The following is a 13,488-nucleotide window of genomic DNA, read 5'->3' on the forward strand; positions in this document are numbered from 1 at the left end:
TTTACCACCTGCCCGGCTGGCATTAGTCGATCGAAGCCCATCGTTGCCGACATGCCTCAGCGCGTCGGCGCGATTCGAACGACTGGAGAGCCAAGCATGTCGAGCGCCGACGAAACCAGAAACACCTCCGCCAAGCGGGATCTGGACGAGCAGGCGCTCTTCTACCACCGCCATCCCAAGCCCGGTAAGCTCGGCGTCCACGCCACCAAGCCGCTCGGCAACCAGCGCGATCTCGCGCTCGCCTATTCGCCGGGCGTCGCCGCGCCCTGCCTTGCGATCGCGGACGATCCGTCGGTGGCCGCCGACTACACCAGCCGGTCCAATCTCGTGGCCGTGGTGTCCAACGGTTCGGCGGTGCTGGGCCTCGGCAATATCGGCCCCCTCGCCTCTAAGCCGGTGATGGAGGGCAAGGCCGTCCTATTCAAGAAGTTCGCCGACATCGATGTCTTCGACATCGAGATCGACGCAACCAGCATCGATCGCATGGTTGACGTGGTCTCGGCGCTGGAGCCGACCTTCGGCGGCATCAACCTCGAGGACATCAAGGCGCCGGAGTGCTTCGAGGTCGAGGAACAGCTTCGTGCCAAGATGGGCATCCCCGTCTTCCACGACGACCAGCACGGCACGGCGATCATCGTCTCGGCGGCGGTGCGCAATGCGCTGCTCCTGGCGGGCAAGCGCATCGAGGACGTGCGGATCGTGACCTCAGGCGCGGGAGCGGCTGCGCTCGCCTGCCTCAACCTCCTCGTGTCGCTCGGCGCGAAGGTCGAGAACATCATCTGCACCGACAAGGAAGGCGTCGTCTACGAAGGCCGCGAGAAGGGCATGGACCGCTGGATGGCGGTCTATGCGAAGAACACCGAGGCGCGCACGCTCGCCGACGTGATCGCAGGCGCCGATATCTTCCTCGGCCTGTCGGCCGGCGGCGTCCTCAAGCCCGAGCTTCTCGAATCGATGGCCGAGAAGCCGCTGATCATGGCGTTGGCCAACCCGACGCCGGAGATCATGCCCGACCTCGCGCGGGCCGTCCGCAAGGATGCGATGATCTGCACCGGGCGCTCGGACTTTCCGAACCAGGTGAACAACGTCCTCTGCTTCCCTTACATCTTCCGGGGCGCGCTGGACTGCAGCGCGACCTCGATCAACGAGGAGATGAAGATCGCCGCGGTCGACGCGATCGCGGCGCTCGCTCGCGAGGAAGTGTCGGAAGTCGCGGCCAAGGCCTACGGCTCCGAGACCCCGGTCTTCGGCCCGGAATACCTGATCCCCTCGCCCTTCGATCCTCGACTGATCCTGAAGATCGCCCCGGCGGTGGCTCGCGCGGCCGAGACGACCGGCGTCGCGCTGCGTCCGATCGCGGACTGGGACGCCTATCTCGATCGCCTCAACCGCTTCGTCTATCGCTCCGGCCTCGTGATGAAGCCGATCTTCGCCTTCGCCCGCAATTCCGAAAAGCGGGTGATCTTCTCCGACGGAGAGGACGAGCGCGTGCTTCGGGCGGCGCAGGTGCTCCTCGAGGACAAGGTCTGCCGGCCCATCTTGATCGGGCGCCCGAGCGTCATCGAAACGCGTCTGCAGCGGTTCGGACTGCGCATCCGGCCGCACCAGGACTTCGAGGTCGTGAACCCAGAGGACGATCCGCGCTACCGCGACTATGTCGACCACTACTTCTCGAAGGTCGGCCGCCGGGGCGTGAATCCGGACACGGCGCGCGCGCTGGTGCGCACCAACACGACCGTGATCGGTGCGGTCTCGGTCTCGCGCGGCGACGCCGATATCCTGATCTGCGGTCTCGCCGGTCGGTTCTCGCGCCAGATCCGGGATATCCGGCAGATCATCGGCGTGGCGCCGGGCGTCGGTCGTCTATCGGGGCTGAGCCTCCTGATCTCGCAGAACGCCACGACCTTTTTCGCCGACACCTACGTGCAGGACAGCCCGACGGCCGAAAACCTTGCCGAGATCGCGCAACTCTCGGCGCGAATGATCGAGCACTTCCGCATCAAGCCGCGCGCCGCGCTCCTGTCGCACTCGAACTTCGGTACGGCCGACACGGCCGACGCCCGCAAGCTACGCGCCGCTCTCGCTCTCGTGCGCGAGCAGATGCCGGATCTCGAGATCGACGGCGAGATGCACGGCGATACGGCGCTCTCGCGTGAACTGCGCCAGCGCGTCATGCCGAACTCGACGCTGACCGAGGACGCCAACCTCCTGCTGTTCCCGACGCTTGACGCGGCCAACATCACGATGAACGTCGTGAAGACCATGACCGATGCGCTGCATGTCGGGCCGATCCTGCTGGGTACCGCCAAGCCGGCCCATATCCTGACGCCGTCCGTCACCTCGCGCGGCGTCGTCAATATGGCCGCGATCGCCGTGGCCGAGGCGCTGCAGCGCGACGAGGAAGCGAAGGGCTGAAGACGCTCCTTCAGCCGGCGTCCGTCAGGGACGCCGGCCAGCAGCCCGCTCGGGGCCGATCAACGGTAGGAGATCGGCGAGCTCCGGACCGTGTTCCAGCCCGGTCAGGGCCAGTCGAAGCGGCATGAACAAGGCGCGGCCCTTGCGGCCGGTTGCCGCCTTCAAGCGCTCCGTCCACAGCTTCCACGTTCCGGCATCCCACGGACATTCAGGCAGGAGGTCGAAGGCTTCGCGCGCGAACGCCAGATCGTCCTCCTTGAGAGGGGGCTTCTCGATCGCGGCACCGAACACGATGTCCCGCCACGCCTCGGCGTCTCGCACGCGCTCGCAATTCCGACGGACCGCCATCCAGAACTCCTCGGCCCGATCATCCGGCACGCCGAGGTCGCGCAAGCGATCCGAAACTGCCGCATAAGGCATTGCGTGGACGAGTTCGGCGTTCAGGCGGTGGAGTTCGGCGGGGTCGAACTTCGAACTCGACGCCGACACGTGATTGAAATCGAGGCGCGCCTCCAGAGCCGTCAGGTCCGACATCGCCTCGATCGAGCCAGACAGGCCGGTCAGCACCGCGAGCGACGCGACAGCCATCGGCTCCAGTCCGTCGTCGCGGAGCGACCGAAGCGACAGGGCGCCCGTGCGCTTTGAGAGCCCCTCGCCGTCGATCGTGGTCAGCAGGTTGAAATGCCCGAAGGCGGGCACGGCATGACCGAGCGCCTCGAAGATCGCGATCTGAACGCCCGTGTTGGTGACATGGTCGTCACCCCGCAGGACATGGGTGATCCCCATCTCGCCGTCGTCGACCACCGAGCAGAACGTGTAGAGGTAGGTTCCGTCCTCGCGGATCAGCACCGGATCGGACAGCGAAGCGAGATCGACGGTCTGGCGGCCGCGAACGACGTCGTCCCAGTGGACGTCCGTCCGCTCCGGCTTCAGCGGGTCGCTGGCGAAGTTCGGCAACCGAAAGCGCCAGTGGGGCCGCAGGCCCTCGGCTTCGAGCCTCAAGCGATCCTCGGCCGTCAGCCGCAGCGCCTCGCGACCGTAGACCGGCGGCAACCCGCGCCCCATGCGCCGCTTGCGCATGCGCTCGAGTTCCTCGGCCGTCTCGTAACACGGGTAGAGAGCGCCGCTGTCACGCAGGAGATCGGCCGCTGCATCATAGTGCGACAGGCGATCGGACTGCCGGGCCACCGCATCGGGGCGAATACCGATCCATGCCAGGTCCTCTGCGATGGCCTCGGCATATTCGGTCTTGGAGCGCTCGCGATCGGTATCATCGTATCGCAGGAGGAAACGGCCGCCGCGACGCTGCGCGAACAGCCAGTTGAAGAGGGCCGGACGCAGGTTGCCGATATGGAGATAGCCCGTCGGGGACGGGGCGAAACGGACGAAGACGGTCATGCCTTCCGCGATAAACGTCGCGCGTTCCCGTTGCAATCATGCGGACGCGAACGGAACCGGCCAACCGAAGAGCGCGGCACCGCCGAGCCACAGAGCGAGAATCGCGGCCAGCGCGAGGCAGACCATCCCGACGCCGAGCTGCCGCATGGCATGCCGCCGGTCCGGCTCCATCGCTTCGCCGAACGCCAGCGGACGCGTAGCGCCTCGCCAAGCTTGCGGTTCGCTCGGCCACCGGGCGCCGAGTTCGAGACGAATGCGACGCAGCGCCAGCATGAATCGAACGAGAAACAGCACGCCGACCGCGAAGGCGGCCGCCAGAAGATCGGTGGGGGCCGGTGTTTCCATGCAGATCGTTCCCTGTCCTTTCCGGCCCATACCCCACGATTACCACGGGGAGTGTCGAAGACCGCCAACGCAGGCCCGCGACCGCAGGTCACAACGCCTCACGCAACGGAGAGATGCGCGTCTGACGCTTGCCTCGCAATTGCAAATCGCGCATTCCGCCCGACATAGGACGCGAGGGAGATGCCTCGCACGACGAAGACGCCTGCGGAGACCGCGTGTACGAAATCCTCTCTCTGATCGACCGGTTCGGTCCCGGCATCGTGTTCGCCGGGACGTTCTTCGAAGGTGAGGTCTTCGCCATCATCGGCGGTTTCCTCGCCTATCGCGGGTCGTATCCAATCGAACTGATGGCCACGCTTGCCTTCATCGGGTCGTTCTGCGGCGATCTCGCGGTGTTCCTGTTCTCGCGCTACTTTTCCGACAGCCGCTGGGTCGTGCGCTGGAAGAAGAAGCCGAAGTTCGCCAAGGCCCTGCGCCTCGTCGACCGGTATCAGGCCTATTTCGTGATCGTGAACCGCTATGTCTACGGGCTTCGGATGCCCGGGCTGATCGCGCTCGGCCTGTCGTCCATCACGATCCCGCGCTTCCTCGTGCTCAACTTCATTGGCGCCGGCATCTGGGCCGGCCTGTTCACAACGATCGGCTATGTCTTCGGATACTCCATCACTTCGGTCTTCCAGTGGCTGGAACAGATGGAGCACGGGGTGATGATCGGTCTCGCCGTCCTGTTCGTGCTGCTGGGGCTCTTCTTCGCCTGGCAGCAGGGTGGCTCGGTGATCCGCGACAAGATCCTTTCGCGCGGCCGCGAGGACGGGGCCGGCGAGACCCTCGAGCCGGTCGCCTCCCGCATTTCGGGCTCCGGCGATCGCAAGGCGAAGGACTGAGACGCCGCTGACTCCTCCAATCGAAAAGGGCCGGATGCTTTCACATCCGGCCCTTTTCATTGCGCAATCGTCTCGACCCGTCTCAGAAGCCGACGGCCTGCGGCGGCCGGTAGGCTTCCTGCTCCTTCTTGATCCGCTCGGCGGTCAGGAAGGCGAGTTCCAGCGCCTGGTTGGCGTTGAGGCGCGGGTCGCAATGCGTGTGGTAGCGATCCGACAGATCCTCCGCGAGAACCGGACGCGCGCCGCCGGTGCACTCAGTCACGTCCTTGCCGGTCATCTCGATATGGATGCCGCCGGCATGCGTTCCCTCGGCACGGTGCACGTCGAAGAAGGCCTCGACCTCGGACAGGATGCGATCGAACGGTCGCGTCTTGTAGTCGTTCACCGTGATCGTGTTGCCGTGCATCGGATCGCACGACCAGACGACCTTGCGGCCTTCCTTCTGCACGGCGCGGATGAGGCGCGGCAGATGGTCGGTGACTTTGTCGTGGCCGAAGCGCGTGATCAGCGTCAGGCGCCCCGCCTCGTTCTGCGGGTTCAGGATGTCGATGAGGCGGATGAGTTCGTCCGCCGACAGCGACGGGCCGCATTTCAGGCCGATCGGGTTCTTGATGCCGCGGCAGTACTCGACATGCGCGTTGTCCGGCTGACGCGTGCGATCGCCGATCCAGATCATGTGGCCCGAGGTCGCGTACCACTCGCCGCTCGTCGAATCGACGCGCGTCAGCGCCTCTTCGTAGCCGAGAAGCAGGGCCTCGTGACTGGTGAAGAAGTCGGTCTCGCGCAGCGATGGATGGCTCTCGGAATTGATGCCGATCGCGCGCATGAAGTTCATCGTCTCGGAGATGCGGTCCGCGAGTTGGCCATAGCGCTCCGCCTGCGGGCTGCCCGACACGAAGCCGAGCATCCACTGATGGACGTTGTCGAGGTTGGCGTAGCCACCCTGCGCGAAGGCACGCAGGAGGTTCAGCGTCGCGGCGGACTGCCGGTACGCCATCTCCTGCCGCTCGGGCGACGGGATGCGCGAGGCCTCGTCGAAGTCGATGCCGTTAATGATGTCGCCTCGGTAGGACGGCAGCGTCACGCCGCCCTTCGTCTCGTTGCCGGACGAACGGGGCTTGGCGAACTGACCGGCGATCCGGCCGACCTTCACCACAGGCGAGGACGCCGCGAAGGTGAGCACGACGGCCATCTGGAGGAACGCGCGGAAGAAGTCGCGGATGTTGTCCGCGCCGTGCTCGGCGAAGCTTTCGGCGCAGTCGCCGCCCTGAAGCAGGAAGGAACGCCCTTCGGCGACTTCGGCCAGCGCCTTCTTCAGCTTGCGCGCCTCGCCTGCAAAGACGAGCGGCGGAAAGGAGGCCAGACGCTTCTCGGTTTCCCCGAGCGCCGCGAGGTCGGGATACGCCGGCACCTGCTCGATGGGCTTTGCGCGCCAGCTCGACGGGGTCCAATCCTTGGCCATGACATCTCCTCAGCCGATCGTGCGCCCGGTTCTTGTTTCTCGTTCGGGCAGAATGTTCGCGGGCACGAAGGCACCCGGAGCGATCGGTGGCGGCTTACTGACACGAACCCGGCCGTTTGTCACCAAAGGGTTGACGTTGACCGTTCAACCGGGGCCGACGATCCGTGCACCCCGATCGCACACGAGACGATCGAACAGATCCGCTTCGCCGGCGGAGAGAACGACGGATCGCGGATAGCGCGGGGCCGCGCGGTCGGCCACGATCCGGGTCGCGAAGCCTTCGGTTTCCGTGACGAACCGGCGGACGCCGGTCTCGCCGTAGAGCGAGAGAAAACCCTGCAACACCGCGTCGAGATAGGACTGCAGGATAAAGGCGCCGACATCCGCCGCGTCCGGTTCCACCGGCGATGCCTCGTAGATGAACAGCGGCACGTCGGGTGCGGGCGCATCCTCGATCGTGACATGCAAGGGCATCACGACGCGCCTGATGTAACCAGCTTCGCGCTCGTCCACGGCGGGCAGATGGTCGGCGAGGTCGTAGACGACGACGCCCTGCGTCTCGAAACCCTCGGTGGGACGAACGGACAGAAGCGCCGCTTCGGGCGTCCGGCGCGGCATCCAGAAGCGTCGCCAGCCCGTCACGCTCGCCCGGCGGATGCCGAGAAATTTCGTGCGCAGGGTGGCCCGGTTCACCAGCGAGCCATAGCCGAAGTAGGCGACGATCCGCCCCTCCGCGGCGAGCGCAGCAAGGTTCGGATCGTCGGGATGAACGGAGCCGCCGAGCGGCAGCTCACCCATCGACGCGCTGCCCGCTTCGAAGCCGATAGCTCGGCTCGTAGAGAGTCACCAGTTCTTCGGCTGCACTCGGATGCAACGCCATCGTGCGGTCGAAGACATCCTTGGTCAGGCGGCCCTTCACGCAGACGCCGAGGATCTGCACCGTCTCGGCCGAATCCGGACCGAAGAGATGCGCCCCGACGACCCGGCGCGACGCGCTGTCGACGAGAAGCTTCATCAGCGTCCGGTCCTGCCGGCCCGACACCGTGTTTCGCATCGGGCGGAACGTCGTGCGGTAGACCTCCACCTCGTCGAACGCCTTGGCCGCTTCCGCCTCGGTCAGACCGACCGTGCCGATCTCTGGCTGCGAGAAGACGGCGGTCGGAATGTCGTCGAGATCGGGCTTCGTCGGTCGATCGCGATAGACGGTGTCGACGAAGCACATGGCCTCGTGGATCGCCACCGGCGTCAGCTGGACACGATTGGTGATGTCGCCCAGCGCCCAGATATTGTCGGCCGTCGTCTTCGAGTAGTCGTCGACCTTCACCGCGCCCTTCTCGTCGAGCTCGACACCGGCCTTTTCGCAGCCAAGATCGATCGTGTTCGGCATGCGCCCAACCGCAAGCATCACCTCGTCCGCGTCCAAAAGCCCGCCGCCCTTGAGGTGGGCCTGAAAGCGGCCGTCCGCCTTCTGGTCGACCTGCACGATCGTATCCTCGGTCAGGACGCGGATGCCCTTGGCGACCATCGACGCCTGTAGCGCGTCGCGCAGGTCGTCGTCGAAGCCCTGCAGCACTCTCTGGCCGCGATAGACCAAGGTCACTTCGGACCCGAGGCCATTGAAGATGTGAGCGAACTCGATGGCGATGTAGCCACCTCCGAGGATCACGATCTTCTCGGGCAGGCGCTTCAAATGAAACGCCTCGTTCGAGGTGATGCAGTGCTCGGCGCCGGGAAGGCCCGGGAAGGGATTGGCGCGACCGCCCGCAGCCAGAACGATGCGTTCGGCGGTGACGACCTTGTCGGTGGCGAGAAGCCGGATCTCATGCGGGCTTTCGAGAACGGCCCGAGACTTCAGGATCTCCGCGCCGGCATTCTCGACGTTGCGGGCGTAGATCGCCTCGAGGCGCTCGATCTCCCGGTCCTTGGCGGCGATGAGTTCGGACCAGTCGAAGCTCGGCTCACCGAGGGTCCAGCCGAAGCCCTTGGCGTCCTCGAAGTCCTCGGCGAAGTGCGAGGCATAAACCATCAGCTTCTTGGGAACGCAGCCGCGGATGACGCAGGTGCCACCGAAGCGATATTCTTCCGCGATCGCGACCTTTTGGCCGAGTGCTGCCGTCTTCCGGGCGGCCCGGACGCCACCGGATCCTCCACCGATCACGAAAAGATCGAAATCGTATCCGCTAGACGCCATGATCGCTCCTGTTTCCATGGAAAAGGGCGGCTCGAGGCCGCCCCTTGCATTCGATTATAGAGCTACGGCGAGACCCGTCACTGCGTCGAGGTGGCCTGCGCCGGCGGGGCGAGCTTGGCCGCGCCATTGATCGAGGCGTTGCGCAGATCGCGCACGATGCCGCTCGCCCAGACGTCGGCCGCCGACATCATCTCGCGCGAGGCCGTCGGGCCCTGCGCCAAGAGCTTCTTTCCGGCTTCTCCCTGATAGAACTCGGCGATCTCGCGCAGCTCCTGCTCGGTGAAGAGCTTGGCATAGATGCGCGCGATCTCGTTCTCGAGGTCGCCGCGACGAGGGGCGAGCTTCAGCGCCTCGTCGTCGACCATGTTCGAGATCTCGGACTGGAGGTTCGGATTGTTGACGATCAGCTCCGCCTTGATCTGCGTCGCCGCGTTCAGGAGGATCTGGTCGAACTGCTCGGTGGTGTCGAGAGCGTCCACAGCCTGACGCGCAGCCGCGATGTGCGACGGGCTGGCGTCCTGCGCGAAGGCCGGAGCCACGGACAGGCCGAGCAGCGCGACGGACACGCACAGTCCGCGACGCAGTGTTTCGCTAGGAAGCTTCAAGTTCCCACTCCATTGATCTCGATGGGGCTATTGCGGCCCAAGTGCCAAACTCTGAATTGCGCCGCAAGCCCTGCCAGGCTTTCGCGAGGGTCCGTCAGCGCGGCGCGACGTGTTCGATCCCGTCCGGTCCAGCCAGGATCGCCGCGCTCGCCAGCCCCAGGAACAGCCCATGCTCAACCACGCCCGGAATCGCATGAAGGGCGGCCGAAAGCGCTTCTGGATCGGGAATACGGCCAAAAGATGCGTCCACGATGAGGTGTCCCCCGTCCGTGACGAAGGGGCTTTCGCCGACCTTGCGAAGCGATAGGTCGCCGGTCAGTCCGAGAAGCTGCCCGGCCTTTTCGATCGCGATCAGCGAGGCGACGATGCCGAAGCCGTTGACCTCGACGGGTAGCGGAAAGGCGCCGAGCGTCTCCACCTTCTTCGAAGCGTCGGCGATGACCAGCATCCGGGCCGAGGCGGCCGCAACGATCTTCTCGCGAAGGAGCGCGCCGCCACCGCCTTTCACGAGGCGAAGCTGAGGGTCCATCTCGTCCGCGCCGTCGATCGTCAGGTCGAGTTCGGGGATCTCTTCGAGCGTTGCAAGGGGAATGCCAAGGTCGCGGCACAGCGCCGCGGTTCGCTCGGACGTCGGCACTCCGACGATCCTCAGCCCCTCCTTCACGCGGACGGCGAGCGCGCGCACGAAGGCCTCCGCCGTGGAGCCCGTGCCGATGCCGAGGCGCATCCCGGTCTCGACCTCGGCCGCAGCCGCCTGCCCGACCTTCTCCTTCAACGATGCCGCGTCCATGACTGCCTTCCTGATCGTCTGCATCGGTCGGCTCTAACCGATAGCCGCGCGAGGTCAAAGCCGAACGGCGCGGAGGCGATGCAACTCTTTGTTGGTGAATACAGGCTTAACCTGTGACCCCAATGTTTCAGAGCGTCAGCAAATCCGTCGATCTGCGGGTCCGATGTCGCTCCGGAGCGTTGGCTCGCTTGACCGATCACCGAAGGTCCCCAAAGTCCGTAACGATGAGTGTTGTCCGTTCCGTTCCCCTCGCCCGCCCGGTCACCGGCCCGCCGGCACGCAGAACTCTGGCGAAGCACGAGCGGGCGCTGGACGGTGCGACCGTCGTGTTCGACCTCGACGGCACGTTGGTCGACACGGCGCCCGATCTGACCGGTGCACTGAATCACTGCCTCGCTTCGGCCGGTCTTTCCGCGACGACGCTGGATAGCGTTAGGCCGCAGGCCGGCCACGGTGCCAAGGCGATGTTGACGGCCGCGTACATGCGGGCCGACCGGCCGCTGGGCGATGCCGAACTCACCGAGCAGACCGCGCGGTTCCTCGCCTACTACGGCGACCATATCGCCGTGTCCTCGACGCTCTTTCCGGGTGCTCTCGCAACGCTCGATCGCATGGCCGACGCCGGTGCGACGCTCGCGGTGTGCACCAACAAGACCGAGGCGCTGGCCATCCGGCTGCTGCGCGAACTTCGCCTCGCGGACCGGTTCGCCGCCATCTGCGGCGCCGACACGTTCATGGCCCGCAAGCCCGATCCGGTCCACCTGTCCGGCACGATCGCGCTGGCCGGCGGCCGGATCGACTGTGCCGTCATGATCGGCGACACGGATACGGATATCGAGGCGGCCAAGCGGCTCGGCCTGCCCTCCATTCTCCTCGGCTTCGGCTATGACGCCGACCGGATCGCACGGGAGAAGGCGACGGCGGTCGTCTCGCATTTCGACGAGATCGACGTCGCGCTGGTCGACCGGTTGATCCGCTGATCGACCACGTTTGGCGGATTGACGAGCCCGGCTCGGGCGACTATAGGCAGTCTCGTTCGCAGCCGGCAACGCCCGGGGCGACGGGCGATTAGCTCAGCGGGAGAGCACTGCATTCACACTGCAGGGGTCACTGGTTCAATCCCAGTATCGCCCACCATTTCCGAACGAACATGACGCGCCGATGACGATGGGCCGGGTTTGACCGGCCCTTTTCGCGTTCACGAGTTCCAGTCGGGCTCTTGTGTCGGGATCGCCGCCAGATCGGCCGTCCAGGCATGCGGGACGGCGTCGGACGGTGCGCGCCAGTCTCCACGCGGAGACAGGCTGCCACCTGCGGAAACCTTCGGGCCGTTCGGCATCGCCGTCCGCTTGAACTGCGCCGTCTGGAAGAATCGGATCAGGAACTTCTCCAGCCAGCGACGAATCGTCGGGAGGTCGTAGGCGTTCTTCCCGGCGTCCGGAAAGTTCGCAGGCCAGCGCCCAGCCGACGCGTCGCGCCAGGCATGCCAGGCGAGGAACGCGACCTTGGCGGGCGGTTGGCCGTAGCGCATCGTATGGAACAGGAAGAAGTCGTTGAGCTCGTAGGGGCCGATCTTGGCCTGTGTGCTCTGGATCGCACCCGACGCGTCGGCCGGCACGAGTTCCGGCGAGATTTCGGTCGAGAGAATCGCCGTCAGCACCCGGCCCGTCGCCTCGTCGAACTGGCCGCTCGCGACCGTCCAGCGGATCAGGTACTGGATCAGCGTCTTCGGCACCCCGGCGTTGACGTTGTAGTGGCTCATCTGGTCGCCGACGCCGTAGGTGCACCAGCCGAGCGCCAGCTCCGACAGGTCGCCCGTCCCAATCACGAAGCCGCTGCGCTGGTTGGCGAGACGAAACAGGAAATCGGTGCGAAGGCCCGCCTGCACGTTCTCGAACGTGATGTCGTAGACAGGCTCCCCCTTCGAAAAGGCATGTCCCATGTCGCCGAGCATCTGGCGGGCGGTCGGCTTGATGTCGATCTCGGCGGCTTCGATGCCGAGCGCTCGCATCAGCGTCCAGGCGTTGGCCTTTGTGTCGTCGCCCGTCGCAAAGCCAGGCATCGTGAAGCCGAGGATCGCGGTGCGCGGAAGCCCGAGCCAGTCGCAGGCCTTGGCGGCCACGATTAGCGCATGGGTGGAATCGAGCCCGCCGGATACACCGATGACCATGCGGTCGCCGGGCGTCGATTCGAAGCGTTTCACCAGCCCGTGCACCTGGATGTTGAAGGCTTCGTAGCAGTCCGCATCCAGCCGATCTTGAGCGTTCGGCACGTAGGGAAAGCGCCGCAACGGGCGACGGAGGCCAAGCTCTTTAAAGCTCGGCCGGTGCTCGAAGCGGATGCGCCGGAATTCCTGCTCGGGATGCCCCTCGAACGCCGCTGCATCGTTGAACGTCGGCGTGCGCATGCGCTCGAGCCGCAAGCGCTGCAGATCGACGTCCGCGACCGTCAGTTGCGGCTCGCGGGCGAAGCGCTCCGATTCGACGAGGAGATCGCCGAGTTCGTAGATGACCGCCTGCCCGTCCCAAGACAGGTCGTTGGTGCTCTCGCCCGCACCGGCCGCCGAGTACATGTAGGCCGCCATGCAGCGCATCGCGTGTGCGGACGTCAGGACGTGTCGATCCGCCGATTTGCCGACAACGATCGGTGACGCCGAGAGGTTGCAGAGGAGAAGCGCTCCGGCCAGCGCGCCCCGGATCGAGGGCGGGTTCGGAGCCCAGTAGTCCTCGCAGATCTCGATGTGGAAGATGAAGTCGCGGAGGTCCTCGGCCTGGAACAGGAGATCCGTCCCGAACGGGACCACGTCGCCGGCGATCGTCAGGTCTTCGCCGACGATCCCATGGCCGGATGCGAACCAGCGCTTCTCGTAGTACTCGCGATAATTCGGCAGGAAAATCTTCGGCACGACGCCAAGGATGCGCCCGCGCGAGAGAGCGACCGCGCAGTTGTAGAGCCGCCCGTTGCGTCGGATCGGAGCCCCGACGAGGAGAACGGACGGGAGGTCGGCGGTCTCGTCCCGAATGCGCCCGAGCGCCTCCTCGACGCGATCGAGCAAGGCGTCCTGAAGATGGAGATCGTCGATCGCGTAGGCCGATAGGGAGAGCTCCGGATAGACGAGAAGATCGACGCCCTCGCCTGCCGCACGCCGAGCCTCCGCCAGGATCGCGTCCGCGTTGGCGGCCGGGTCCGCCACGTGGACGCGCGGCGTCGAGACCGCGACGCGCACGAAGCCGTGCGTGTGCAGCGACGCGAAGCGCCGCGCTCGCTCTTCGGGTTGGGTCGGCGACATGGCCACGGGCAAGCTCCGATGTTCAGGCGCGACCAGTGGGTGTCGGCCTCGGCAGAGAGGTTAAGTCCGATTCGCAGGCCGCGTTCCAGAGGTCGCCTCCCCTTAGCCG

The 13,488-nt window shown here is 65.8% G+C and carries 11 protein-coding genes and 1 tRNA gene; 4 read left to right on the top strand and 8 right to left on the bottom strand.

Features of this window, described 5'->3' with window-relative positions:
• Positions 1-96 precede the first annotated feature (96 nt).
• Positions 97-2,415: an NADP-dependent malic enzyme gene (locus BM175_RS04165; RefSeq protein WP_090959712.1), complete on the top strand. Its 2,319-nt coding sequence runs from the start codon at positions 97-99 to the stop codon at positions 2,413-2,415.
• Between the two features lie 24 nt (positions 2,416-2,439).
• Here BM175_RS04165 and gltX read toward each other — a convergent pair whose 3' ends face one another.
• Both gltX and BM175_RS04175 read right to left on the bottom strand, forming a co-directional pair.
• Positions 2,440-3,813 carry a glutamate--tRNA ligase gene (gene gltX / locus BM175_RS04170; RefSeq protein WP_090959715.1) on the bottom strand — a complete coding sequence of 458 codons (1,374 nt, stop codon included), beginning with the start codon at positions 3,811-3,813 and terminating at the stop codon, positions 2,440-2,442.
• A 36-nt stretch (positions 3,814-3,849) separates the two neighbouring features.
• Positions 3,850-4,158: a hypothetical protein gene (locus tag BM175_RS04175; RefSeq protein WP_090959718.1), complete on the bottom strand. Its 309-nt coding sequence runs from the start codon at positions 4,156-4,158 to the stop codon at positions 3,850-3,852.
• Between the two features lie 215 nt (positions 4,159-4,373).
• On the opposite strand from BM175_RS04175, the gene BM175_RS04180 reads away from it, so the two are divergent.
• Positions 4,374-5,042 carry a DedA family protein gene (locus tag BM175_RS04180; RefSeq protein WP_090959721.1) on the top strand — a complete coding sequence of 223 codons (669 nt, stop codon included), beginning with the start codon at positions 4,374-4,376 and terminating at the stop codon, positions 5,040-5,042.
• Positions 5,043-5,124: 82 nt separating this feature from the next.
• Here BM175_RS04180 and BM175_RS04185 read toward each other — a convergent pair whose 3' ends face one another.
• The 5 genes from BM175_RS04185 to rpiA all read right to left on the bottom strand — a co-directional run bounded on the left by BM175_RS04185 (position 5,125) and on the right by rpiA (position 10,090).
• Positions 5,125-6,504: a class II 3-deoxy-7-phosphoheptulonate synthase gene (locus BM175_RS04185; protein ID WP_090959723.1), complete on the bottom strand. Its 1,380-nt coding sequence runs from the start codon at positions 6,502-6,504 to the stop codon at positions 5,125-5,127.
• 144 nt (positions 6,505-6,648) lie between these two features.
• The gene (locus BM175_RS04190; protein WP_090959726.1) at positions 6,649-7,302 is read right to left on the bottom strand and encodes a gamma-glutamylcyclotransferase family protein; all 654 of its coding nucleotides are present in this window, start codon (positions 7,300-7,302) and stop codon (positions 6,649-6,651) included.
• Positions 7,295-8,695, bottom strand: a complete 1,401-nt coding sequence (gene gor / locus BM175_RS04195; protein WP_090959728.1) for a glutathione-disulfide reductase — start codon at positions 8,693-8,695, stop codon at positions 7,295-7,297. The genes BM175_RS04190 and gor overlap by 8 nt, the downstream gene beginning before the upstream one ends.
• 77 nt (positions 8,696-8,772) lie before the next feature.
• Positions 8,773-9,300: a DUF2059 domain-containing protein gene (locus BM175_RS04200; RefSeq protein WP_055884374.1), complete on the bottom strand. Its 528-nt coding sequence runs from the start codon at positions 9,298-9,300 to the stop codon at positions 8,773-8,775.
• Between the two features lie 94 nt (positions 9,301-9,394).
• On the bottom strand, positions 9,395-10,090 hold the full coding sequence (rpiA, locus tag BM175_RS04205) for a ribose-5-phosphate isomerase RpiA (RefSeq protein WP_090959730.1): 696 nt from the start codon (positions 10,088-10,090) through the stop codon (positions 9,395-9,397).
• Positions 10,091-10,314: 224 nt separating this feature from the next.
• Between rpiA and BM175_RS04210 the strand changes: the two genes are divergently transcribed.
• The gene (locus BM175_RS04210; RefSeq protein ID WP_090959733.1) at positions 10,315-11,070 is read left to right on the top strand and encodes an HAD hydrolase-like protein; all 756 of its coding nucleotides are present in this window, start codon (positions 10,315-10,317) and stop codon (positions 11,068-11,070) included.
• Between the two features lie 82 nt (positions 11,071-11,152).
• Positions 11,153-11,227: transfer RNA gene (locus BM175_RS04215), tRNA-Val, on the top strand.
• Between the two features lie 61 nt (positions 11,228-11,288).
• Here the strand turns inward: BM175_RS04215 and BM175_RS04220 are convergent.
• The gene (locus tag BM175_RS04220) at positions 11,289-13,379 is read right to left on the bottom strand and encodes an NAD(+) synthase (RefSeq protein ID WP_090959737.1); all 2,091 of its coding nucleotides are present in this window, start codon (positions 13,377-13,379) and stop codon (positions 11,289-11,291) included.
• Between the last annotated feature and the right edge of the window lie 109 nt (positions 13,380-13,488).

The organism is Aureimonas phyllosphaerae (genome assembly GCF_900113065.1).
GTDB lineage: Bacteria > Pseudomonadota > Alphaproteobacteria > Rhizobiales > Rhizobiaceae > Aureimonas > Aureimonas phyllosphaerae.